The 23,079-nt window shown below is 68.9% G+C and carries 18 protein-coding genes; 8 read left to right on the top strand and 10 right to left on the bottom strand.

The window, feature by feature from the left end:
• Positions 1 to 106 precede the first annotated feature (106 nt).
• A complete protein-coding gene (locus DS843_RS14915) occupies positions 107 to 583 on the top strand; it encodes a helix-turn-helix domain-containing protein (protein ID WP_286192110.1) in 477 nt (158 codons plus the stop codon).
• Here the strand turns inward: DS843_RS14915 and DS843_RS14910 are convergent.
• Positions 564 to 1,313, bottom strand: a complete 750-nt coding sequence (locus DS843_RS14910; RefSeq protein ID WP_149469675.1) for a response regulator transcription factor — start codon at positions 1,311 to 1,313, stop codon at positions 564 to 566. The two genes, DS843_RS14915 and DS843_RS14910, sit on opposite strands and share 20 nt — an antisense overlap.
• Before the next feature lie 710 nt (positions 1,314 to 2,023).
• Here DS843_RS14910 and DS843_RS14905 point away from each other — a divergent pair.
• Entirely contained in the window at positions 2,024 to 2,785 is a 762-nt protein-coding gene (locus DS843_RS14905; protein WP_286192109.1) for a response regulator transcription factor, read from the top strand.
• Positions 2,786 to 2,863: 78 nt separating this feature from the next.
• Here the strand turns inward: DS843_RS14905 and DS843_RS14900 are convergent, their stop codons facing one another.
• Positions 2,864 to 3,694 (bottom strand): response regulator transcription factor, encoded by an 831-nt coding sequence (locus DS843_RS14900; RefSeq protein ID WP_286192108.1) that lies wholly within the window; start codon positions 3,692 to 3,694, stop codon positions 2,864 to 2,866.
• A gap of 502 nt (positions 3,695 to 4,196) precedes the next feature.
• Positions 4,197 to 5,675, bottom strand: a complete 1,479-nt coding sequence (locus DS843_RS14895; RefSeq protein ID WP_286192107.1) for a right-handed parallel beta-helix repeat-containing protein — start codon at positions 5,673 to 5,675, stop codon at positions 4,197 to 4,199.
• Positions 5,676 to 5,873: 198 nt separating this feature from the next.
• On the opposite strand from DS843_RS14895, the gene DS843_RS14890 reads away from it, so the two are divergent.
• A complete protein-coding gene (locus DS843_RS14890; RefSeq protein ID WP_149469673.1) occupies positions 5,874 to 7,670 on the top strand; it encodes a glycoside hydrolase family 15 protein in 1,797 nt (598 codons plus the stop codon).
• A 90-nt stretch (positions 7,671 to 7,760) separates the two neighbouring features.
• On the opposite strand, the gene DS843_RS14885 is transcribed toward DS843_RS14890, so the two are convergent.
• Positions 7,761 to 8,960 (bottom strand): BON domain-containing protein, encoded by a 1,200-nt coding sequence (locus tag DS843_RS14885; RefSeq protein ID WP_149469672.1) that lies wholly within the window; start codon positions 8,958 to 8,960, stop codon positions 7,761 to 7,763.
• Positions 8,961 to 9,457: 497 nt separating this feature from the next.
• On the opposite strand from DS843_RS14885, the gene DS843_RS14880 reads away from it, so the two are divergent.
• Together DS843_RS14880 and DS843_RS14875 are read left to right on the top strand one after the other, a co-directional pair.
• On the top strand, positions 9,458 to 11,098 hold the full coding sequence (locus DS843_RS14880; RefSeq protein WP_286192106.1) for a ribonuclease J: 1,641 nt from the start codon (positions 9,458 to 9,460) through the stop codon (positions 11,096 to 11,098).
• A 114-nt stretch (positions 11,099 to 11,212) separates the two neighbouring features.
• On the top strand, positions 11,213 to 11,542 hold the full coding sequence (locus DS843_RS14875; RefSeq protein WP_149469671.1) for a hypothetical protein: 330 nt from the start codon (positions 11,213 to 11,215) through the stop codon (positions 11,540 to 11,542).
• A 28-nt stretch (positions 11,543 to 11,570) separates the two neighbouring features.
• On the opposite strand, the gene DS843_RS14870 is transcribed toward DS843_RS14875, so the two are convergent.
• The 6 genes from DS843_RS14870 to DS843_RS14845 form a co-directional block, all read right to left on the bottom strand.
• A complete protein-coding gene (locus tag DS843_RS14870; RefSeq protein ID WP_149469670.1) occupies positions 11,571 to 11,900 on the bottom strand; it encodes a hypothetical protein in 330 nt (109 codons plus the stop codon).
• A 128-nt stretch (positions 11,901 to 12,028) separates the two neighbouring features.
• Entirely contained in the window at positions 12,029 to 12,994 is a 966-nt protein-coding gene (locus DS843_RS14865; protein ID WP_149469669.1) for a hypothetical protein, read from the bottom strand.
• Between the two features lie 96 nt (positions 12,995 to 13,090).
• Positions 13,091 to 13,279: a hypothetical protein gene (locus DS843_RS14860; RefSeq protein WP_149469668.1), complete on the bottom strand. Its 189-nt coding sequence runs from the start codon at positions 13,277 to 13,279 to the stop codon at positions 13,091 to 13,093.
• Positions 13,280 to 13,429: 150 nt separating this feature from the next.
• Complete coding sequence (locus DS843_RS14855) at positions 13,430 to 16,495, bottom strand: PAS domain-containing protein (RefSeq protein ID WP_149469667.1); 3,066 nt, start codon at positions 16,493 to 16,495, stop codon at positions 13,430 to 13,432.
• 302 nt (positions 16,496 to 16,797) lie between these two features.
• Complete coding sequence (locus DS843_RS14850) at positions 16,798 to 18,009, bottom strand: MFS transporter (protein ID WP_149469666.1); 1,212 nt, start codon at positions 18,007 to 18,009, stop codon at positions 16,798 to 16,800.
• A gap of 425 nt (positions 18,010 to 18,434) precedes the next feature.
• The gene (locus DS843_RS14845) at positions 18,435 to 20,135 is read right to left on the bottom strand and encodes a protein arginine N-methyltransferase (protein ID WP_149469665.1); all 1,701 of its coding nucleotides are present in this window, start codon (positions 20,133 to 20,135) and stop codon (positions 18,435 to 18,437) included.
• 215 nt (positions 20,136 to 20,350) lie between these two features.
• Here DS843_RS14845 and DS843_RS14840 point away from each other — a divergent pair, with 215 nt between their 5' ends.
• From DS843_RS14840 to DS843_RS14830, 3 genes are read left to right on the top strand one after another with little or no spacing between them, the layout of a single operon-like run.
• Positions 20,351 to 21,514: an OpgC family protein gene (locus tag DS843_RS14840; RefSeq protein ID WP_149469664.1), complete on the top strand. Its 1,164-nt coding sequence runs from the start codon at positions 20,351 to 20,353 to the stop codon at positions 21,512 to 21,514.
• The gene (locus DS843_RS14835; RefSeq protein WP_149469663.1) at positions 21,511 to 22,266 is read left to right on the top strand and encodes an SGNH/GDSL hydrolase family protein; all 756 of its coding nucleotides are present in this window, start codon (positions 21,511 to 21,513) and stop codon (positions 22,264 to 22,266) included. The genes DS843_RS14840 and DS843_RS14835 overlap by 4 nt, the downstream gene beginning before the upstream one ends.
• Positions 22,263 to 23,078, top strand: a complete 816-nt coding sequence (locus DS843_RS14830) for an SGNH/GDSL hydrolase family protein (protein ID WP_149469662.1) — start codon at positions 22,263 to 22,265, stop codon at positions 23,076 to 23,078. The genes DS843_RS14835 and DS843_RS14830 overlap by 4 nt, the downstream gene beginning before the upstream one ends.
• The last annotated feature ends 1 nt before the right edge of the window (position 23,079 follow it).

The following is a 23,079-nucleotide window of genomic DNA, read 5'->3' as shown; positions in this document are numbered from 1 at the left end:
GCTTCGGCGGCGGCGGCCCGGCGCGGGGATCGGCTGGGATCTCTCGATTCCGAAAGACACAGCCATGCTTGGCTTGGACGCGCCGGCCGGCAACCGCCGAGAGTTCATGCCCCGTGTGCCCCCCGGCGCGCGGGGCGGTCCCCATTCACCCCGTCCGGAGGTGCGGACCGGCGGGCGGGCGCCGATCGCCGTCCTGCTGATCGATGACCGGTCCCTGTTCGGCGAAAGCCTCGCCGCCGCCATCAACGCTTCGGCTCCCGATGTCGCGGTCAGCCACCGGCGCAGCGCCGCGGCGCTGGCCGACCTGCCCGCCGCGTTGCGCGGTTCCGACGTGGTGCTGGTGAACATCGGGCGCGCCGATCCGGCCAAGGGCGACATCGGCCAGCTTCTGGGCGCGCTGACGGGCGGCACCACCCATCCCCCCGTTGCCTTGCTGGCCGACCGGCCCGGCCCCACGGTGACCGACGCGGCGGCGCGTCTCGGCCTGCGTGGAGTGCTGAGCGGGCGGATGCCGCTGGCTGAGGTCATCGCCGCCCTGCGTCTGATCCACGACGGCGGTACGGTCAGCCCCGATCCCGGCTGAGTGTTTTATGAGCGGCCGGCTCGGCCGGTTGCCAGGCCTTGCGCACGGCGTCGGCCCTGTTGGCCGCGCCCAGCTTGCGGAGGATGCCGCGCACATGGACCTTCGCCGTGTTCTCGCTGATCCCAAGCTCCTGTGCGATGACGCGGTTCGTCTTTCCTTCCCGAAGCCGTTGCAGAACGCCGCGCTGGCGCGCGGTCAGCGCCGCCCCGCAGGGCGGTGCCGGCGGGTCCTCCGGCACAGCCTCGCACTGTTGCAGGAGGCGATGCAGGAAGGGTGAGGGAAAGAACGTCCCGCCGCTCGCCACCAGCCGCACGGCCTCCTGAGCGACGGCGAGGCCGACGCTGGTCGGCAGACAGCCCCGCACACCGAGCCGGCAAGCCTCCAGCGGCAGGTCGGCCTCTTCTCCTTCGGACAGGACGACCAGCGGGGTGTCGCCGAAAGCGCCGGCGAGGACGCGCAGCGTCGCCAGGGCGCTGCCGTCCGGCGGGGTCAGGCTGACGAGGTTGCACAGCACCACGGCGGGCGCGGCCCCGGTCGCGAGCATCGCCTTCGCCTCCTCCAGCGACGCCGCGGTGGTCACCTGCAGGGACGGGTCGCGCAGGCTGAGGCCGGCGGACAGGCATTCACGGGTCAGCGGCGTTTCGTCCAGAAGAAGGGCCGCGATGCTCCGGTGCCCGTTCGCCGGCCCGGGGCCGCAGGGCGATGGAGCCGCCATTGCGTTCGATGCCATGAACGATGTCTCCCGGCCCGTTTTCCCGCTACGCCCCCCGCTCCGCCGGCGGGCGGCGCCGTCGTCCCTGATATTGCTGCATTGCACCCGCGAGTCCGTCAACGTCAATCCCGCGCAGAATTAACTATGTCGGCCCCTCCCGTTACCCCCTAATTGAACCATATCCGAACGAATTCCGTGTATTCCGGGGAGGTCCCGGCTCTCGACATCCGGAAGCGCAACGCCATCTCACAGCCGCTCTTCCAATGGTCAGAGCATTCCTGGCCGTGTCTTGTGCCGTTCGGACCTGTTCTTTCGGGCGCAAGGAGAGGGCGACGCATCGGCGCGACCAACCGATCCGGCGCCGGGATGACCGCCTTACGCCGCTCCCCTCCTCACAAAGGCGTACAAATGGCCGGAAAAGGCCGTGCTCCAGGCGCCGGAGTGGGTACGGGAGTAGGCATGGAACCGGCGCAACCTTGCATCGAAGTGCGTATTTACGGACCGCGCTGTTCTGGTAACGTTGAAAACATCAAATGCAAGACGCCCAAGCATTCCTGATGATCTTTTAACAGAAACAAACCATGTGGTCGGCAGGGAAAGGCGCTGAAAATGAAAAAGCTGAAATCTTTCCGAGTATCCGCAGGCGGACGTGCTCACCCGAGAATTGAATGCTCATCCGCATCCGGGGATGGATGAAGATCCGCAACCCCGGCGTGAGGAGATGGGCAATGTCGTTTGAGCAGAAGGGGGAGCGGATGATGACGGAAAATACGCAGCAATCCGGAGTGGCGGTGGTCCTGGTCGATCCGAACAGCCTGACGCGGGACTGCTTCGCGCTCGGCCTCGGCACGCTGTGCCAGGACATGACCGTGCGGTCGGTCGCGTCGCTGAAGGACGCCGCCGGTACGTTGGTGCGGGACGGACGGGCGGAGGTCGTACTGTGCAACATCGGCGCGCAGATGGGACTGAACGACGTGCTGTGCGCCGCGATCCGCGACGCCGTATCGGCCTGCCTGCCGGTGCCTCTGGTCATCATCTCCGACCGCGATGACGGCGGGATGATCCTGGAGAGCCTGCGCCTCGGCGTGCGCGGCTACATCGTTCCCAGCCTGGGTCTGGGCGTCATGCTGGAGGCGATCCGGCTGGTTGCCGCCGGTGGCACCTTCGTGCCCGCCACGTCGCTGCAATCGCTCATCGCCCCGATGCCGGGAGGCATCGCGGTGCCGCAGACCCCGCCGCCGGGCGCGGCGGTGCCGGTGATGGACCGCATCGGCGGCCTGACGCCACGGGAAATGGCCGTGCTGACCTGCATGCGCGAAGGCAAGTCGAACAAGATCATCGCGTACATGCTGGGCATGTGCGAGAACACCGCCAAGGCGCATGTGCGCAACGTGCTGAAGAAGCTGGGCGCCACCAACCGGACGGAGGCCGCCTTCATGGCGCACGCCCATCTGTCCCGCAGCGCGGCCATGCAATCGAACCAGCCCTGAGCGGGCCGGTCGGCTGGAGACGGGGTTTGCGACGGAGGAACGGTGCGGGGCGGGACCCGCGCCGTCGTTCGCGTCCCGTCACTCTCCCTCGCGCCACTCCTCCTCGCGCATGACGCGGCAGACCGCTTCCGTCCGGTTGGTGGCGCCGAGCCGCCGCAGGATGTTCCGCACATGCACTTTGACGGTGCTTTCCCGCATTCCCAACTCGTGAGCGATGACCTTGTTCGGCTTGCCTTCCTGAAGGCATTCCAGGACGGCGATCTGGCGCGGGGTCAATTGGGTCAGCCGGGGGTTGCCGTTGACCGTGGGCGTGGCCGCGGCCAAGGGAGCATGGAGCACGGGGGCCGGTCCCTGGTCCAGGATCAGCCGGTGCAGGATGGTCGCCGGAACGAAGATGCCCCCGGCGGCGACGAGGCGGATCGCCTCCAGCGCCATGGTCAGGCCGATGGTGGTGGAGATGTAGCCGTGCGCCCCCTGGCGGATGGCCTCCAGCGCGGTGGCCGTCTCATCGGAGTCCGACAGCATGATGAGCGGGATGCCGTCCAGCACGGCCAGCAGTTCCGCCAGCTTCGGGTGGAACTCCGGGTCGGTGGCGAGCCGCCCGCTGAAGTTGGCCAGCGCCACGTTGGGTGGGCCGTCCCGCCGCACGGCGCTTTCCAGATCGGCCACGGACGCCGCCGTCAGCACCCGCACCCCCCGTCCGCACAGATTCAGGCTGGTGGACAGGCTCTCGCGCGTCAGTGGTGTTTCGTCGTGCAGGATGGCCGTGACGATCTGATCCTCCCCCAGGGGTCTCGCGCCCCCGGAAATCCGGTAATAGGACGCGAACGGGCCGGAGTCGTTGACCGACGCCGCGGCCTGGGATGCCGCGCCGGAGAATGCTGCGTTCGGCTGTGTGGATGCGTTCATCGGGAAGACGTTCACGGACGCGCCGGTCATGGAACTGGTGGCCAGGATACGGTCAGGCGTGAGGAACATGGCCGAAGGGGCGCGGCGGAAGGCGTTTTGCAAGCGCTCTCCGTCTTTGCACGGCAACATCCAGTGACTCCTTCTGCCACACGCCCCGAACCGTCCCTCCATACGAAACCGCTTGCTGAACCGCCCAGGATCGCCGCCCCCAGGATCGCCGCCAAGATCGCGTCTTTCGCGAAGGCTTTGGCCTTTTCGATCAAGTGAACAGGATCAGGCGAAGATGCGATGTCCCAGGAGGTTTCTTGCGACCGCCGCTCAGTCCATAACATCGCAGGTGTTTTGGAGCGTCAATCGCAAACAAGATCATAAGACTGTGCGCAGATAACCGCAAAGTACCCCCAAATTAGAGATTTTTTCAAAATTGTAACGGTCTCGACAAAACTTCTCCTTGCCGGTGCGCGCCGGGTTTTCTCCTTGCGGAAGAAATGGCAAGAGAAAGTCATCGGCTCCTGTCCGCGGCCGCAATGGAAGAACAGCTTGGCGGAGTCTTTTGTGGAAGGTCGGCGTCGAGGGCGCTTCCCGTCTCCTGCCCCAGGGCGCGGATGGCGTTCCAGTCGGCATCCGCGTCGTTCCAGAACCAGACGCGCTTGCCCAGATCCGCCAGATGATAGCTGTTGCCGTACAGCCGGTTTCCGGTGGCGACCGCGGCGTTGTCGGCGTCCACGTCGGTGACGGCGCCGACGCGCGCATCGGCGTTGCGGATGACGATGCGGTTGGCGAAGATCTCGTTGCCGACGGCGGGGGTGTAGGGCGCGCGGTCCTGGGACACCACCATCACCGCGTTGCCATAGCCGCCCGGCACGTCGATGTCGTTCCCGTAGACCTTCACGCCCTGCGCGCTGGAAATCAGGATCTGGGCGCCCCAGAACCAGCCCTGGCCCTGCTTCCCGTTGTCGGCGACGCGGTTGTTGCGGATCACGCCGTCGTAGCTGATTTCGTAGGTGATGCCGTTGTCGGCGTTGCCGAAGACCACATTGTCCTCGATCACGAGCCCATACACGTCGATGTCGGCCCAGAGCCCGGCGCCCACATTGCCATGCACGCAATTGCGGCGGATGACTCCGCCGCCGGGGGATTCCGTGATCTTGCCGCCGCCGCCTTCCCAATAGAAATCGACGCCGGCATAGCCGTTCCGCGTGATCTCGTTCCCGGCGATCAGGAAATCCGTTCCGGACCCGGAAAAGCCGGCATGGCCGTTGTCCTGGATGCGGTTGTCCAGAATCCGGCTCCCCGTGCCGGCGTTGACGCCGACGCCGTGGTTCAGGCGCACGACGCTGTTCCGGACGGTCCAGGCGCGGCCGAACTCCGCGTCGATGGCGGCGGCCTGGACGGGGGAGGCGTATTTCTCGATGGTCAGGTCCTGAATGACGACGCCGGTCGCCTTGCCGCCGAAGGCGCGGGGGGTGACGCTGGTTTCCACCGTCCGCCCCGTGGGATCGTCGCCCATCACGATCTCGTCGGCGTCGTAGTCGAAGAACCAGCGCCCCGGCCCGACGGCGGACCGGCTGCCGACATGCAGCATCGGCGCGTCGTCGATGAACAGGTCCTCCGGATGGGCGCAGCGGGGAAAGCCGGCGCGGCAGAATTCCGCGGCGTTGACCCAGCCCTCCTGCGTCTGCCCGCGGGCGACCCAGACCGGGCCACGGCGGATGAAGGAGGTCAGCCGCCGCGCCCCGCTCAGCACCGCGCCGGGGGCGCCTTCGAAGATGGTCTGATCCTTGGGATCGATCGACTGCAGCCGGTGGACGCCCGCCTCCAGCCGGAAGCGCGTGCCGGGGGGATGGCGGTCCACCGCCGCCTGGATGTCGCTGCCGGGCCGCAGGGAGACGGTGGCGGGCTCCGCGTCCGCCGCCATCGGCAGACCCGCGAGAAGAACGGCGGCCGCCGCCAGCCGGGTCGTGGTGCGTCCTGCTCTCATGGCGGTCCCCATGCGTTTTCCGCGGCGATGCGCTTGCGGCCGGCTGACGGGCGCAAACGCTACCACGCGGGTCCGGGGGCCAGAATCGTCAAACCGGACGTCTGACCTTCGTCGTGACCGTGGCACCTCCGGCGGGAACCCGGGGCGACCATGGTCCGTTGCCCATCGGCACCCCTTGCCATCGTCCGAGACCGTGCCATGGCCTCCCGCATCGAGGATTACGCTCTTCTGGGGGACTGCGAAACCGCAGCCCTCCTGTCCGTCGAAGGCTCCATCGACTGGCTGTGCTGGCCGCGTTTCGATTCCGACGCCTGTTTCGCCGCTCTGCTGGGCACCCCGGAGAACGGGCGCTGGCTGCTGCGCCCGCGCGATCCCGAGGCGCGGACGGCCCGGCGCTACCGCGGCGACAGCCTGATCGTGGAGACGGAGTTCGAGACGGCGGAGGGAGCCGTCACCATGATCGACTTCATGCCTCCGCGCGGCGAGGCGTCGGACATCGTCCGCATCCTGCGCGGGCGGCGCGGGCGCGTCGCCATGCGGATGGACCTGACCCTGCGGTTCGGTTACGGGCACATCGTGCCATGGGTGACGCGCATCGGCCCGCAGACCCTGCGCGCCATCGCCGGGCCGGACATGGTGGTGCTGCACACCAGCGCCCCGATCCACGGGGAGGATCTGAGCACCGTCGCCGACTTCACCGTGGCGGCGGGGGAAAGCGTCTGCTTCGTGATGACCTACTCCGCCTCGCATCTGCCGCTGCCGGAGCCGGTCGACGCCGAACAGGCCCTGACCGAGACCGAGCATTACTGGGAGGAGTGGAGCGGGCGCTGCACCCACCGCGGTCCCTGGCGCGACGCCGTGCTGCGGTCGCTGGTCACGCTGAAGGCGCTCACCTACCGCCCGACCGGGGGCATCGTCGCCGCCCCGACCACCTCGCTTCCCGAACAGCTCGGCGGGGTGCGGAACTGGGACTACCGCTATTGCTGGCTGCGCGACGCCACCCTGACCCTGCTGGCGCTGATGAACGCCGGCTATCTGCAGGAGGCGATGGACTGGCGCGATTGGGGCCTGCGCACCATCGCGGGCAGCCCGCAGCAAATCCAGATCATGTACGGCATCGCCGGGGAGCGGCGCCTGCTGGAATGGGAGGTGCCCTGGCTGCCGGGCTACGAGGGCGCCGGCCCGGTGCGCGTCGGCAACGCCGCGGCTCCACAGCTCCAGCTCGACGTCTATGGCGAGATGATGGACGCGGCCCACCAGGCGCGGTTGCGCGGCATCACCATCAAGCCGGAGGCCTGGAGTGTGCAGCGCGCGCTGCTCGACCACATGGAATCGGTGTGGGACCAGCCCGACGAAGGCATTTGGGAGGTGCGCGGCGGCGCGCGGCACTTCACCCATTCCAAGGTGATGGCCTGGGTCGCGGTGGACCGCATGGTGAAGAGCGCCGAGAAATTCGGTCTGGAGGCGCCGCTCGACCGCTGGAAGGCGCTGCGGCGGGCGATCTTCGAGGATGTCTGCGCCAACGGCTATTCGGAGAAACGGCGGAGCTTCGTCCAGCATTACGGCGCCGAACACGTCGACGCCGCCCTTCTGATGCTGCCGATGGTCGGATTCCTGCCGGTGGGCGACCCCCGCATCCAGGGCACGGTCGCCGCCATCGAACGGGAACTGATCCAGGACGGCCTCGTCATGCGCTACCGGACGGAGAGGACCGACGACGGGCTTCCCGACGGGGAGGGGGTGTTCCTCGCCTGCTCCTTCTGGCTGGCGGACGTCTATGTGCTTCAGGGGCGTCAGGCGGAGGCGGAGGCGCTGTTCGGGCGGCTGCTCGCCCTGCGCAACGATCTGGGCCTCCTGTCGGAGGAATACGACACGAAGGCGAAGCGGCTGGTCGGCAATTTTCCGCAGGCCTTCTCCCACATCGCGCTGATCAACACCGCGTTCAACCTGACCCGCGCGGAAAAGCCGGCGGAGCAGCGCCAGGACGGCGACTGACGGAAGGTTGGCCGGCGGAGGAGGCGCCCCTCCCACCCGTGGAGGCGGGAGGGGCGCGGTTGGGACGGGATCGGACGGAATCGGACGGAATCAGCGGACGGTGCGGCTGGTGCCGGACACGGTGCTGCCCGTGGTGCCGGCGGTCCCGCTCGTGCCGGTGCTGCCGGTGCCGGTCATTCCGGTTCCCGAAGTGCCGGTTCCGGACGTGCCCATACCGGTGGTGCCCATGCCGGTCGATCCAAGCCCGGCCATGGCCGACGCGCCGGCGGTGGTGCCACCGCTGCCGTGGGTATGCTGGCGGACGCGCAGGTTGTTCTGCACATGGCGGACGCCGGAGATCGTCTCCGCCATGTCCTCGGCGCGGCGCTTGGTCCGGCGGTCGTCCACCGTGCCGCTCAGCGTGACTTCGCAGTTGCTGACGGTCACGTCGATCTCCGACGCGTCGATGTAGGGATCGTCGGTCAGACGGTCGTTCACGTCCTCGCGGATGCGGTCGTCGGAGCGGGTGTAGCCGCGCGGCCCGCGGCCCCGGTGGTGCTGGGCGCCCGAATCGTCATGACGGGCATCCATGCGGCGGCGGCGTTCCGCGTCCTCGTCGCCGAACCAGGAGGCCACCTCGTCGCCGGCCCGTTCGAAGAAGCCGCGGTCCTCGTTGCGGCCATAGCCGCCGCTCCCGCCGCCATAGCCTCCGCCACTGTAGCCCATGCGGCCGTAGTCCCGGCTTCCCTGGTCCCGGCTTCCATAGCCGCGCGAACCGTAGTCGCTGCCTTGGCTGCGGCTGCCGTAATCACGGCTGCTGAAACCTCCGCTGCCGTAATCGGAACGCCCATAGTCGGAACGCCCATAGTCGGAGCGCCCGAAACCGCCGCGGTAGCCGAAGTCCTGGCCGTAGTCGCCGCGGTCGTCATAGTTCTGACGCTCGTCGCGCCCGCGCCAGTCGCGCTGGCCCTGGCCGAAGGAGCCGCGGGACCCGTAATCGCCGGAGCCGGAGCCCTGGCCGTAATCGCCGCGGCCTTCCTGCTGGCGCCAATAGTCCCGGCCATAGTCGTAGCCTTCGCGGCCCTGGCCCTCATAGCCGTAGCCGGGCTGGCGTCCACCGCCGCCCATCATGCTCGAACGGCCGGATTGGCCCCAGCTTGAACCGGATTGGCCGAACTCGTCGCGGCCCCGGTTCTGGTACGGGCTGCCGCTCCATTCGCGGCCTTCGCCGCGTCCACGATCACGCTCCCACCGGTCGTCGTCGCGGCGGTAGCCCTGGTCGCTCCTCCACCTGGATTCATAGTCGGACATGGGATGCTCCCCATTTGAACGGTGCCCGTTCACCGGGCGTCCGAATTCAACAGAGGAAGCGGCGAAGGATCGCGGACCGGCGGCGCTGCCATGCGCGCCGCACAGCCCAGCCAACCGCGGCCCCGCCAGAATGCCCGCAGTCGCAGGCCCGGCGCCGCCCGCCGCCAAGCCTCGGAAAATCAGCGCACGCAGCCCCTTGAACGCGGCGGCGGAGGAAACATATGTGTAACACCGCCGGAAAATGGCCGTGACCTTCGGGTGACCGACCGGCGAACCCCTTTCCGGGCCGTGATTCAGCGGTTGACCTGCGCCGCCATCTGGATTACTGGCTCGAACACCCCTCTCCCTGGCCGCTCCGGCCGGCTGCCTCGACCCATCCCCACGGTCCTGGCGCCGCCGGTATGGCCGGGGAGACCCCGAGATCCGCATCGACCCGCGATGCACGCCCGTCCGGCAGCGTTGAATGCCGGCTGAGATGTCGTAAAGCTGAAGGACGAATGACGTTTGATTCCAAGCGCCGCCGCGCGGCGCCCAAGGGCGGCAACCGCCCGAACTCGAATTTTGGCGGCAACCGCCCGAACACGATTGTTGGCGATGTGCGCAGCGGCAAGTCCGGCGGCCCGCGTTTCCAGAAGAACCAGAACCCCAAGCCTTACGAGCGTCCGCGGGCGACCCGTCCGCCGGGCGCGCCGGTTCCCGGCCCGGTGCCGGGCAACGACGAAATCCTGTTCATTCCGATGGGCGGCTGCTCGCGCATCGGCATGAACATGGCGCTCTACGGCCATGCCGGGAAATGGCTGATCGTTGACGCCGGGGTCGCCTTCATGGGTGACGAGGCGCCGGGCATCGACAGCCTGATGGCCGATCCCTCCTTCATCGAGGAGCGGATGGACGAGGTGGTCGGGTTGGTCGTCACCCACGCGCACGAGGACCACATCGGCGCCATCCACCATCTGTGGCCGGGGCTGGAATGCCCGATCTACGCCACCCCCTTCGCCGCGCACGTCATCCGCGACCGGCTGAAGGAGTCCGGGGGCCTGCGCCACGCCCGAATCCGCGTGTTCGAGCCGGGCGCCTCCTTCGAGATCGGCCCCTTCGGCATCGAGACCATCACCGTCACCCACTCGATCCCCGAGCCGGTGTCGGTGGCGATCCACACCAAGGCCGGCACGGTCCTGCACACCGGCGACTGGAAGTTCGACCCGCACCCGCTGGTCGGCCCGACCATGGACCTGGACGCGCTGAAGCGGCTGGGCGACCGCGGCGTGCTGGCGATGATGTGCGACAGCACCAACGCCAACGTTGACGGCACCACGGGGTCGGAGGCGGACGCCCGCGCCGGCCTGATCGAGGCCTTCGCCGGGCGCAAGGGCGCCATCGCGGTGACCGGCTTCGCGTCCAACGTCGCCCGCATGCAGGCGGTGGCGGAAGCCGCGGCGGCCCACGACCGCAAGGTGGTTCTGGTCGGCCGGTCGATGCTGCGCATGGAGAAGGCGGCCCGCGCCAGCGGCTATCTGGAGAAGGCTCCGGAGTTCATCTCCATCATGGAAGCCTCCTGGACGCCGCGCCGGAACCTCGTTTTCCTGTGCACCGGCAGCCAGGGTGAAGAGCGCGCGGCGCTCAGCCGGCTGGCCCGTGACGGCCACCGCGAGTTGTGGCTGGAGGGCGGCGACACGGTGATCTTCTCCGCCCGCGCCATCCCCGGCAACGAGGTGGTGCTGGCCGACGTGCAGGACCATCTGAAGGCCAAGGGCGTGGAGGTGGTGACCCCCGCCGACGCGCCGGTGCATGTGTCGGGCCACCCGAAGCGGGACGACCTGATCCGCATGTACGACCTGATCCGCCCGCGCTTCTCGGTTCCGGTGCACGGCACGATGGAGCATCTGGAGGCCCACGCCCGCCTCGCCCGCGCCTGCGGCGTGGAGCGTGCGCTGGTTCCGGAGGACGGCGACATCCTGCGGATCGCGCGGGAAGGCACGGCGGTGATCGGCCACATGGAGCCCAAGCGCCTCGCCAACACCGGACGGGAGCTGATCCCCTGGGCGGGCCTTCCCGTCGCGGAGGACGCCGACGCCCTGGCCGGAACCCCCACGGCCGAAACTTCCCTAGCCGATACCCTGGAGCAGATGGCCGCCTGACGCGGCCATCGGCATCAGCGGGCACCGCAAACCACGAGAAGGGGGAGTTCGCCCTCCATTCGCGCGCATCAGGGGCCGGTCCAGCGGCCCCGTTTTCTTTCGGAGAGTTGCCCCATGGCTGGCTATCCCGCCGACCGGCTTTCCTTTCCCGACATCCTCGACCCGGTGCTGGAAGCGCCGGATGGGGACGACGCAGCGCTTGACCGGGCCATCAACGAGGTGGCCGAGGCGCTGGCCGACAGCGGGACCCTGATCGTCGACGCCCTGGGCCAGGCGGCCTACGGCGTGACCGACGAGGAGGCCGTTCTCGGCCTGATCGACACCTACATCCGCGTCCTCCTGCATCTCGGCGAGGTGGAGGAGGCGGCGGAAATGGGCGAGGTGATCGAGCGCATCCAGAGCTTCCAGCGCCGCCGCAAGCGCCGCGGCTCGCGCGCCTCCTGACCCGCCTTCCTCCTTTACGCCAACACCGTCATACCGGCGGGACCGTTTCGCCCGTCAGCCAGCGGGTCGCCAGGGCGCGCAGCCTTGCGGTCTGCTGCCGCTGGCGGCGGACGGAAACCGCGTAGCCGATCCCGGTGAAGCCGACGATCACCACCCAGAATCCCAGAAGGTAGCGCCAGTCGGCTCCGGCGATCAGCAGCACGAGCAGGACCAGCGTCACCACTCCCGCCACAACCCAACTGATGATGCGCATCCGCAGGAAGGCGGCCTCGTCGCTTTGTTCGAAATCCTCGGCCAGTGCCTGGATTTCCAGTCCGGCCTGACGGCGGGCCTCCGCCGCCCGGTTCAGCGCATCCATGCCACCTCCAATCCGTTTCCAGGCTTTGAACGCCGGGCACGATGGTCCGTCATATTCGCCTGCCATGGAAGGAAGAACAGACGAGACGCGCTTCCGGCCACCCGTGCCCGGGCCTTTCCCTCACCCGGTCAGCCGGCGCGCCGCTGCTCGTGCGCCGGGCCGCCGCCGAAATGGTCGAGCGCCTGGGCCAGGGCGTCGTCGAACACCTCCGCCTTTTCGGTGAAGTAGTCGAAGTATCCGTAGTGGCGGCGCAGCGGCAGCTCGGTCAGGGAGCGGATGCGGTAGGCCGGATCGTTCAGCGTGCCGCGCTCCATCAGCTCGATCACCCGGCGCAGGCGCGCGACCTCCGCCTTGTAGGAGTTGGCGAACCACTGGCGGATCTTCCAGTTCTCCACTTCGAGCTGGTTGCGCGGCACCGGCCCGATCCAGGAGACGGGGAAGGGCGCGGCCACCGTCACCTCGTCGAAGCCGTGCAGTTCCGACAGGACGATGCTTCGGTGATAGGCGCCGTCGATCAGCCCGCCCGGGGCTTCCTCGAAGCCGTAGAGATAGAGCCACAGGGCGCTTTCCACCGCCTCCGCGGTGATGTCCTCCAGCCCGACCTCGCCGGCCATCAGGCGGCGGGCCGCGGCGTTGCCGTGGAGCAGCCCGTTGCCGGACCGGAAATCGTAGGTGTTGAAGACGACCCCGACCTCGGCCTCGTTCAAGGTGCGGGCGATCTCGGCCACCGTGTCGCGGTCGCGCACCGGGGCGTATTGCCGGGCCGGCATCAGCCGCTCCAGCACGGCTGAGGGCGACAGCGGCACGTCCAGCCAGCGGCGCGCATGTTCGCCCAGCACGGGGCGGAACACGCCCTTGTGCCCGAACATCGCGGTCTGCCAGGTCTGGATCAGTCCGCCGGACGCCCCCTTGTGTTCGATGAGCAGGCGGCGGACGTCCTCGCCGCGCAGCCACGCGGCCAGCACGACGATTTGCCCGGAGGTCACCGTGAACAGGTCGGGCATCCGCTCCAGGCGGTCGAGCGCCGTCAGCACGCCCGCGCCGTGCAGGTTGAATCCACCGAAGCCGCCCAGGGCGACCGCTCGTTTCAGCATCTTACAACTCCAACCGAAGAACAACCGGCCCGCGCGGTGCCGCTTTCGCGGATCGCCGCCGGGCAGACCCTGAATCCGCGCGTTAACGCCGATGTGTCAGGGGCGATGCGTCAGGAATGAAAGGGGGCGCTCGTCCACCCTCAACCCGCGACCCGTCAGCGCCGTGGCCAGCCGGTTCAGCAGGGACCGGACATGATCCGCACGCAGTCTCGCGGCCTTGCGGCGGATGAGTTGCATGTCGCGTTCGGAGGGAAGGGCGGAAGCGAAGAGCGAAAGCGTGTTCATAAGGGACCTCCTCAAAGGATTGAGAAGGCGTCTCCCCCTCGGGAAAGGGCTTATTGTTATGTTGCAGTGCACAAGATGGGGCAGCGCCACTGCCCCGTCAAGGCTGATCCGCTTTTTGTCCACCGTGGCAGCCTTCCGGTGGCGGAGCGCTCAGTCCCCGGCCTGGTTCAACAGGGGCTGGCTCAGAACGTCCTGGACGGCGCTTTGAAGCTGGCGCGGCGTGATCGGCTTGCGCACCACGGCCAGCCCGAGTTCCGCCGCGTCATGGTCGCAATCGGTGCCGATCTCGCCGGTCAGGACGATGGCGGGAACCGGCGATCCCACCAGCTCGCGGATCTGCGTGATGGCTTCCGTCCCCACCCGCCCGTTGCGCAGGCGGTAATCGGCGACGATCAGGTCCGGGCGGCGGCCCGATCCGCGCAGCCGTTCCAGCGCCTGTTCGGCGGAACCGGCGATCACCACCTGATACCCCCACTCCTGAAAGGTCGTCCGCAGACCCATCAGGACGATCACGTCGTCCTCGACCAGCACGGCCAGCCGCCCGTCGCCGGACGGCTCGGCGGCGGGCTCGGGAGCCGACAGGGAGGGCTCCGGTGCGGCGGCGCGCGGCGCGTCGATGGAGAAGACCGACCCCTCGGCCGGTTCGGAGCGGACCATCACCGGGTGGCCGAGCAGCCGGGACAGGCGCTGCACGATCGCCAGCCCGAGGCCGAGGCCCTGGCTGCGGTCGCGCTCCGGGTTGCCGACCTGATGGAACTCCTCGAAGACCTTGGTCAGATGCTCGGTCGAGATGCCGATGCCGCTGTCCCGCACCGCGATGCGGACGACGCCGTCCGGCGCCTCGCAGGACACGCGGACATGGCCTTCCTCGGTGTAGCGGATGGCGTTCTCCACGAGGTTGCGGAGCATCCGGCCCAACAGCAGCCTATCGCTGCGCACGGCCAGATCCACGGCGGGCAGGTCGACGGCGAACTCCAGGCCCTTGCTGGAGGCGATGGGGGCATAGGCCGCCTCGATCTCCTCCAGCAGCGGGCGGAGGGGCAGCGCGGCGATCTGGGGAGTGATGACTCCGGCATCCAGGCGCGACACGTCCAGCAGACTGTCCAGCAGGTTCTTCAGCGTCTCCAGCGCGCGCTCCAGCGAGGCGAGAGGGCTGAGACCCTTGTCGGGATCGATGTGGCGGTGCAGGACCCCGGCGAACAGCAGGGCGGATTGCAGCGGCTGACGCAGGTCGTGGCTGGCCGCGGCCAGGAACTTCGATTTGGAGATGTTGGCCTCGTCGGCCTTGGCCTTGGCATCACGCAGGGCCTGCTCCATCGCCTTGCGCGCGGTGATGTCGATGTTCAGGCCGCTCAGCCGGACGAGGCGCCTGTTCTCGTAGACGGGGCGACCGATCGCCATGATCCAGCGGACGCCGTCGCGCGGGTGCAGAATGCGGAATTCCCCGCGGTAGTCGGACCGCCGGGCCTCCAGAACGTCGTTGGTGAAGCGGCGCACCGCGTCCCGGTCCTCCGGATGGATCAGGTCGTAGAAGCTGCTCTCGCCGGGGGTGAAGCTGTCCGGGTTGACGCCGTACAGGCGGTACATTCCCTCCGACCAGGCCAGCGTCCGGTCGCGAAGGTCGAAATCCCAGATGCCGGCTTCCGATGCGGTCAGCGCGATGGTCAGCCGCTCCTCGCTGCGGCGCAGGGCTTCCTCGAGCGCCTTGCGTTCGGTGATGTCCAGGTTCAGGCCGCTGAAATGCAGGGGCGTGCCGTCGACGCCATAGACGACGCGCCCGATCGACGAGACCCAGCGGATGGCGCCGCCGGGCTGGATGATCCGGTATTCCAGCCGGACGTGGGAGCGCCGTTCGGTGATCATGTCCGACTGCGCCCTCAAGGTGGCGAGGTCGAAGTCGTCGGGATGGACGACCGATTGCCAGAGCGTGCTGCTCGCTTCGTGCGCGGCGGGGTCGAGGCCGAAGATGCGGTAGGTTTCCTCCGACCAGTGGCCCTGATCCTTCGTCAGATCCCAGTCGAAGGTGCCGGCCATGGCGGATTCCAGCGCAAGGCTCAGCCGGTCCTTGCTCTTGCGCAGATCGTCCTCGGCCTGCCGCCGCCGGGTGATGTCCAACAGGTAGACGGAAAGCCCGTCCGCCTTGGGAAAGGCCCGCATCCAGAACCACCGCCCGGTGCGCGCGCCGCGGAATTCGGCGTCGGTGGGCATCTGCTCGGCCATCGCCCGGTGGGCCTTCTGCCACAGCGGCGTGTCCACCAGCTCCGGAAAGGCGTCCCACAGGGACTGCCCGCGCAGGTCGCGGCCCTGGGCGATCAGGCTGACCGCCTTGTCGTTCAGGTAGGTGAAGCGCCAGTCGCGGTCCAGCTCGATCACGCCGTCCACCGTGCTGCCGAGCACCGCCGCCATGCGCAGGGCGTTGCTCCGCGCCTGTTCATGGGCGCGCAGGAAGCGCCACAGGCTCCATCCCGCGACCATCCCGGCGATCAGCAGAAGCCCGGCGAAGATGAAGAGCGTGCGCTGCGTCGCCGCGTTGACGGATTGCATGGCCCGGTCCTTGTCCAGGCTGACCTGGACATACAGGCTGGAGACCCCGGCGGCCAGCGGCGACACCGCGGTGATCCGCATCCGCCCATCGGGACCCGGCCCCTCGGCCACCCGGCGTTCGCCGTGCTCCAGAAGCGACCGGTAGGGTTCGGGCAGTGGACCGCCAATGGCTTCCGGAGCTTCGGGCTGGTGCGCCAGGACGATGCCCGACCGGTCGGCGATCAGCACCTCCGCGTCGTCCGGCAGGCTCTTCGCGCTCAGGAACAGGTTCAGCCATGTGGTGTCGAGCAACACCGTCATGACCCCCGCCGTTCTTCCCGTTTCGTCCGGGTAGGCCAGCGCGAAGGGAATGGAGGGGCGTCCGGTGGTGCGGGACATCAGGGTGGCCCCGTTGGTGTGCTGCCCGGTGGCCAGAGCCTTCTGCCAATACTCGCGGTCGGCGACCGACTGGCCGTGCGCCTGCGGTTCGGTGGAGCACCATATGATTCCGCTGCGGTCACTGACGCTCAGGGCCAGATACGGGGGAAACTTCGCCTTGATCCGGGAAAGCGTGTCCCTGCAGGCTTCCGGGGAAAGCCGTCCGGCGCCCATCTCGGTAAGAGCAATCAGAACGTGTTCGATGTCTTCAGCGATGCGCTGTTGTTCGGATTCGACTTGATCCAAAAGCTGCATCGACTCCTGGCGAATTTCCGCTTCACGGGACTTTCTCAATTCCAGGATGCTGTATATCTCGAAAGCGATCAGCGGTACTGCAACCAAAAGGAAAAGAATCGACAACCGACGCGCCGACCATCCAGGCCGCTGGTCCGGCTCGTTGGTCTTCACCCTTATCTCCTTACTCGGCACTTCAGCGGGCGAAGATTGCCAGAATACGTTGGTGAGTGGAACAGGCTGTCCGATCTATCCCAATCGCCGGTCCCCGGCCTCTACAGAAAAGCTGTCACAGGGTTGGGGCCGTGTAACCACAGGTGGCCTCATGGCGTGTCCTCGGCGGCGGCGGCGATTACGCGGGGAAGGGGGATGACCAGGGCGGCGGTCCCGGCCAGCGTGGCTGCGGCGACGGTCAGGTAACCGGCGGGATAGCCGAAGCCTCCGGCGACCAGAAGGCTGAACAGGGCCGGACCGGCGACCAGCCCGGCGTAGGCGATGGCAAGCATGCCGCCTGTGGCCTCGCCCGCCCGGCCCGGCGGGGCGAGGCGGGCGACCTCCGCCACGAACAGGCCGTTCCAGCCGCTGGCCGACAGGCCGAAGGCGGCGCAGACCGCCAGGACGGCGGGCACCGGCCAGCCGGGAGAGGCCAGCGCGATCAGGGCGGCGGCGGCGCTCATGGCGATGCCCAATGCGGCCAGGATCACGCGCGGCGGTGCCCAGCGGGTCGCCACGAGGCCCCAGCCGATCCGTCCCGCCAGCCCGAATCCCTGCGCCACCGCCAGCGCCGTCCCGGCCAGCGGCAAGCTCCAGCCCAGGCCGGTTACCGCGAAACTGACCAGGAAGCCGTTCAGGCAAAGCTGCATGGCCGAGAAGGCGCAGACCGCCATGGCAAGCCGCCGCAGCGCCGGCTCCCCGGCGACCAGATCCAGCGCGGGTTTCAGCCCGCCGCGCCCCGCAGGCCGGGGGGCGGAGCGGTCGTCGCCATCGTGGCGGCGGGCCAGCGGCTCCAGCAGCAGCGCCAGAACGGCGGTGGCCCCGGCCACGGCCAGCAGGCTGGCCTGCCAGCCGAAGGACAGAACCAGCAGCGGCACCACGAAGCCCGCCGCCATGCCGCCATACTGGTTGCCGGTCTGGCGCAGGGAGAAGACCAGCGGGCGCTTTTCCGGAGGCGTGAGCCGGGACAGGAGCTGCGTGCTGGCCGGCGTCTCCGGCCCGAAGGCGAAGCCCAGCGCCAGCGCGCCCAGCAGGAAGGCGGCGGGAACGGCGGTGGCGGACAGCAGGGCGGCCGCGGCGGCGGCGAGCAGACAGACCTGACAGGTGCGGATCGCCCCCCAGCGCCGAATCAGACCGCCCGCCGCCAGCGACGCGGGGATGGCGGCGGTGAAGACGACAGCGGTGTAAAGCCCGAGAAGCCCCGGATCGACCCCAAGGTCGGGCGCCGCCTGCGGCGCGATCACCGGAATGGCGAACAGACACAGTCCGACGAACGCCTGAACCGCCGCCATGGCGATCAGAGGCAGCAACCAGACGTTCATACGGACTCCACAGGGAAAGGGACGGGCCGAGGGCCGGGGGGATTTCGTTGCATGCGGTGGACGTGGCGCCCGGGGTGCCCGCAAAGGGGATGCGGGTGGAAGGGGATGCGGGTGGAGCTTCATGCTTTGCGGGACGGACAGAGGGGCAGGCTAGCGGAAAGCCGTTCGCATGCCAATGGTGCGCTCGACCAGCCCGTGGTCGGCGGCGAGAGCGTTTCGGATGCTCGGCAGGGTCACCCGGCGGAAGGTGTGGAGGTGCCCGGCCCCGATTTCCCGCATAGCCTGCTGTTGGTCCGACCCTGGTGTTCGTCCGAAAGGCGTCTTGCGGGCGCGGCGCGTCACCGGGCCGGCTGCCCGCCGAATATGCCTAAGATTTCACCGCCGCACCGGCCTCGGTCATTCTGCCGAATGCGCAGGCAAAGGCATCAGGGTTTCCAGGGGACCTCGCGCCAGGACTGGCCGGGTCCTGTGACCGGCGGCAGGTTCGGCAGGGGGCAAGGGCGTCCTTCCGGCAGGCCCAGCAGATTCAGCGACACCACGTTGGGAAAGGCGTTGTATCGATTGCCCGCATAATTAGCGGGGTTGTAGATCGGCACGATGTGCCACCACAGCCGGTAGCCGGTGTCCTGGAGCATGGCGATCAGGTCGGCGGAATGCTCCTCCCGGTCGTTCTCCAGATAAAGCGCCGGGCGGAAGCGGGCGATGCTGTGGGCGGCGCCCTCGATGACCAGCGTTTCCATGCCCTCCACATCGGCCTTCAGCAGAGCCAGCCGATCCAGGCCGAGACCGTCGATGGTCTCGATCGGCACCGTCTCGCCGGTGATGGCTCCCATGGTGACGGCGCCGAAGTTGCCGGGCCGGCCATAGTCGGGGACCGGCACGGTGACTTGGCCGGGCGCGTTGCCGACCGCCGCCCGGTGCAGGACGACGTTGCCGAGCCCGTTGGCGGCGAGGTTGTGCGCCAGAAGCTCATGCACCGCGCGCTGCGGCTCGAAGGCGTGGACCAGCCCGGTGGGGCCGACCGTGCGGGCCAGCGGAACGGTGTGGGCGCCGATGTTGGACCCGGCCTCCACCACCACGTCGCCGGCCTTCACAAGCATCGCGGCGAGGCGATGCTCCTCGTCCGAATATTCGCCGTAGAGCGCCAGGGAGCGCCCGACATAGGCATCCTTCGGGAAGAAACGCATCAGCCCGTGGCGGCTGGGCCGTTCGGCCAGCATGGGCCGGTCGGGCCGGGCCGGCAGGAACACCACCGCCGGAGGGAAATCCGACGGCCCCGCCGCCGGATCGCCGCCATCGGTGTCCGGCGGCACGGCCTCGTCCTCGTCCTCGCGGAGGCCGGGAGGATTCAGCGCGAGGGCAAGGGCGTCGCGCGCGGCGGTGTGGCTGGAGTCGAGATGGGCGGCGCGGCGCAGGGCGGTCATCGCCTCCTCCGTCCGGCCGCTTCTGGTCAAGGCGACCCCCAGATTGTGCAGGGCGCGGTCCCCTGCCGGGTCGAGGCTCAGCGCCCGCCGGTACATGGCGACCGCCTCGCCGAAGCGGTTGGAATCGAGCAGCGCGGTGGCGAGCTGGAAGCGCAGCTCGGCGTCCGCCGGAAGCAGCGAGGAGGCGCGCCGGAAGTCCGCCAGGGCCAGGGTCTGGCGGGACTGCCGCAGATGGCCCTGCCCGCGCTGCTGGTAGAGCAGGGCAAGCCGCCCGCTCGTGTCGCTTCGCTCGGGGGCCAGGGCGCAGGCGTGCTCCAGCGCCGCGACGGCGGCATCCGTGCCGCCGGTGTGATGCTCGGCCAGGGCCAGGAGGTACCAGGGCTCGGCGGCGTCGGGGGCCAGCGCCAGGGCCGGGCGCGCCGCCGCCGCCGCGGCGCTCCACCGTTCGGCGGCGATCAGCGCCTTGGCGTGGTCGATGCGGTATGCGGCGGTCCCGGGAGCCTCCCCGACCGCAAGTCCCAGCCGGTCGAGCGCGGTGCCGAGGCGGTTCGTCTGGCAGGCCAGCACCCCCGCCAGATGCAGGGCCGGCGCGTTTCGCGGGTCGGCGTCGAGGATGCGGCTGTAGATGACCTCGGCCTCGGCCAGGCGACCGGATGCATGGTGATCGATCGCGATGCCGAGCGCTTCTTCGATTGTCGCCATCACGGTTCCTTCGCTTGGCCGGCTGCGGCGTGGTGCGGCAGAGGCAAAATCGGTTGTGCGGGTTCATAGCACAACACGTCGCCTTCCGCATGGGGCGTTCGCCCCGGTGCCCCGACGGTGCCCCTGTCGCCGAGCCGATTGCCAAGAGGGGGACGCCGTGCCACGGTGCGCCGCACGCGAAACCAGAGCGGGACAAGGCGGTGGCGGCGGGCGGAATGCGCGATCTTCGGTTGGACTTCTTCCGCGGGTTGGCCCTTTGGTTCATCTTCGTGGACCACATCCCGGGCAACCAGATCGCCTGGGTGACGATGCGCAATTTCGGTCTCAGCGACGCGACCGAGGTGTTCGTCTTCATCTCCGGCTACACGTCGGCGCTGGTCTATTCTCGGGTGCTGGACCAGCATGGCTGGCGGTTCGCGGCGGCGAAGGTTCTGGACCGCTGCTGGACGCTCTACATCGCCTATCTGTTCCTGTTCATCGCCTTCACGGCGCAGGTCGCCTACACCGCGCGGGTCTTCGACAACCCGCTGTTCACCGAGGAAATGGGAATCGCCGGCTTCTTCGCCGATCCCGCGGTGTCGCTGGTGCAGGCGCTGGCGCTGAAGTTCCGCCCGGCCAACCTGGACATCCTGCCGCTCTACATCGTGCTGCTGCTGTCCTTTCCGCTGCTGCTTCCGGTGCTGCGGCGCTGGCCGCTGGCGCTGCTGGCCGGGTCGGTCACGCTCTACGCCGCGGCGCGCGGCTTCCGCTGGAACCTGCCGACCTACCCGGACGGCGGCGTCTGGTTCTTCAACCCCTTCGCCTGGCAGCTCCTGTTCGTGCTGGGTGCCACCATGCAGCGGCTGCCCGGCGTGGCGGAGGCGCTGACCAGACCGCGGCCCGCCCTGCTGTGGTTGGCCGGGAGCTATCTCTTCGCGTCGCTTCTTCTGGTGATCTCCTGGCAGATCGCCCCGCTGGCCGCGCTGATGCCGATGGGACTGGCGGAGATCCTCTACCCGATCAGCAAGACCGACCTCGACCTGATGCGGCTGGCGCATTTCTGCGCGCTGGCCTATGTCGTGCTCCAGTTCGCGCGGTTCGACAGCGCGTGGCTGCGCTGGCGGGCGCTGGAGCCGGTGATCCTGTGCGGCCGGCAGTCGCTCCAGGTCTTCTGCCTGGGCATATTCCTGTCCTTCGCGGGCCAGACGGTGCTGAATCACTGGTCCGCCTCGCTTTTGGCCCAGTTTTCGGTCACACTCGCCGGCATCGCCGTGATGGTGGCCGCCGCGCGGGTGCTGACCTGGTATCAGTCCGCCGGACGGCCGCCGCGCCAAGCGGCGTCCGCCCCGACCGCGGCATCCGCCGCGCCGTTGACCCCAGCCAAGGACCCGAGCGCATGAAGCGCGCGACCGTCTTGACCCTGGCCGTCCTTGCGGGCCTGACCGGCGCCGCCACGACGGCGCGCGCGGCGGCGGAGCCCCCCGCCGATCCCTGCGCGGTTCCGGAAACCGTCTACACCGTCGACGGCACCCTGCCGCGGGCCTGGGAGCGGCTGAAGCGCGGCGGCGGCCTGCCCATCCTGGTGCTGAATTCGGCCGGTTCGCGGTCCGACGGCAGCTATCCCGTGCTGCTGGAGAAGGATTTGGCGGCCCGGCTGCCCGACAGTAAGGTGAGCGTGACGGTCCGCAACGCGCCGGGGGCCATCGCGCAGGAGATGCTGCCGATCCTGAACCGGGAACTGGCCTCCTCCTCCGCGTCCCTCCTGATCTGGCAGGTCGGGACGGCGGACGCCATGAGGAACATCGATCCGGACAGCTTCGGGGAGGCGCTGGACCGCGGCATCGCGGAGGCGCGGGGGCGCGGCGCCGACGTGATCCTGATGGACATGCAGTACAGCCCGCAGACGACACAACTTATCACTTTCCAGCCCTACCTGGATTATGTGGAATGGGTGTCGCAGAACAGCGGCGTGTTCCATTTCCCCCGTTTCGAGATGATGCGGCATTGGTTCGAGGACGGGCGCGTCGGCTTCGCCCCGGATTCGAAGGAGGAAAAGCTGCAAGCCTACCAGTTCGTACACCGCTGCCTGGGCGGCATCCTGGCCGGAACCGTGACCGCCATGCTGGACCGCGCCGGGAGACCCGCTCCGTGATCGGCAACCGAGCCCCCCGGACCCGTGGCCGGTGGGCCGCCGTTCCTTCCGCCGCTTTGTTCCTCCTCCTTCCCTTTCTCGCCGGCGTGGCGGCCAAGCCCGATCCGGTGAAGGCGGCGTCCTGCGCCGTGTCGGTGCAAACCGCGGACCTCACCGCGCCGCTGCCGCGCGCCGCGCGGGCGCTGGCCGCGGGCGGACCGCTCCGCATCGTCGCCATCGGCTCCTCCTCCACCGCCGGGGCGGGGGCCAGCGCGCCGGAGAGCAGCTATCCGGCGCGGCTGGCCGAGCATCTGGGCGCGCGCTATCCCGGCGTCGCCCTGACCGTCCTGAACAAGGGCGTCAACGGGGAAACCGGGGGCGACATGCTGAAGCGCTTCCGGCGCGACGTGCTGGATCACGCCCCCGATCTGGTGATCTGGCAGGTGGCGGCCAACACGGTGCTGCGCGGCGACGATCCCGGCGCGGCGGAGGACGTGATCCGAAGCGGCGTGCGGACCCTGAAGGACGCCGGTCTGGATGTGGTTCTGATGGACCTTCAGTACGCACCGGCCATGCTGGCCAAACCCCGGCACGAGGAGATGGAGGCCCGCATCGCCCGCGTGGCGGAGGAGGAGGGCGTGGGCCTGTTCCACCGCTACGCGGTCATGCGCCAGTGGGTGGAGACCCGGCAGTCCGCCCTAAGCGATCTGATCGGGCCGGACGGCATCCACCAGAACGACTTCGGCTACGACTGCGTGGCCCGCACGCTGGCCGCGTCGCTGCACGACGCGCTGGGTTTGCGGACCGCGGGGAAGCAGTTCGTGCGTCCGTGAG

This window comes from Roseomonas genomospecies 6, assembly GCF_008365375.1.
Lineage (GTDB): Bacteria > Pseudomonadota > Alphaproteobacteria > Azospirillales > Azospirillaceae > Azospirillum.
Note: the sequence above shows the minus strand (reverse complement) of the source record. Positions and strands in the feature narration are given on the sequence as shown.

Bases quoted from the DNA above. Each gene is read 5' to 3' on its own strand.
- DS843_RS14915 (WP_286192110.1), top strand. From the start codon at position 107: ATGCCCCGTGTGCCCCCCGGCGCGCGGGGCGGTCCCCATTCACCCCGT.
- DS843_RS14910 (WP_149469675.1), bottom strand. From the start codon at position 1,313: ATGGCATCGAACGCAATGGCGGCTCCATCGCCCTGCGGCCCCGGGCCG.
- DS843_RS14905 (WP_286192109.1), top strand. From the start codon at position 2,024: ATGTCGTTTGAGCAGAAGGGGGAGCGGATGATGACGGAAAATACGCAG.
- DS843_RS14900 (WP_286192108.1), bottom strand. From the start codon at position 3,694: ATGAACGCATCCACACAGCCGAACGCAGCATTCTCCGGCGCGGCATCC.
- DS843_RS14895 (WP_286192107.1), bottom strand. From the start codon at position 5,675: ATGAGAGCAGGACGCACCACGACCCGGCTGGCGGCGGCCGCCGTTCTT.
- DS843_RS14890 (WP_149469673.1), top strand. From the start codon at position 5,874: ATGGCCTCCCGCATCGAGGATTACGCTCTTCTGGGGGACTGCGAAACC.
- DS843_RS14885 (WP_149469672.1), bottom strand. From the start codon at position 8,960: ATGTCCGACTATGAATCCAGGTGGAGGAGCGACCAGGGCTACCGCCGC.
- DS843_RS14880 (WP_286192106.1), top strand. From the start codon at position 9,458: ATGACGTTTGATTCCAAGCGCCGCCGCGCGGCGCCCAAGGGCGGCAAC.
- DS843_RS14875 (WP_149469671.1), top strand. From the start codon at position 11,213: ATGGCTGGCTATCCCGCCGACCGGCTTTCCTTTCCCGACATCCTCGAC.
- DS843_RS14870 (WP_149469670.1), bottom strand. From the start codon at position 11,900: ATGGATGCGCTGAACCGGGCGGCGGAGGCCCGCCGTCAGGCCGGACTG.
- DS843_RS14865 (WP_149469669.1), bottom strand. From the start codon at position 12,994: ATGCTGAAACGAGCGGTCGCCCTGGGCGGCTTCGGTGGATTCAACCTG.
- DS843_RS14860 (WP_149469668.1), bottom strand. From the start codon at position 13,279: ATGAACACGCTTTCGCTCTTCGCTTCCGCCCTTCCCTCCGAACGCGAC.
- DS843_RS14855 (WP_149469667.1), bottom strand. From the start codon at position 16,495: ATGCAGCTTTTGGATCAAGTCGAATCCGAACAACAGCGCATCGCTGAA.
- DS843_RS14850 (WP_149469666.1), bottom strand. From the start codon at position 18,009: ATGAACGTCTGGTTGCTGCCTCTGATCGCCATGGCGGCGGTTCAGGCG.
- DS843_RS14845 (WP_149469665.1), bottom strand. From the start codon at position 20,135: ATGGCGACAATCGAAGAAGCGCTCGGCATCGCGATCGATCACCATGCA.
- DS843_RS14840 (WP_149469664.1), top strand. From the start codon at position 20,351: ATGCGCGATCTTCGGTTGGACTTCTTCCGCGGGTTGGCCCTTTGGTTC.
- DS843_RS14835 (WP_149469663.1), top strand. From the start codon at position 21,511: ATGAAGCGCGCGACCGTCTTGACCCTGGCCGTCCTTGCGGGCCTGACC.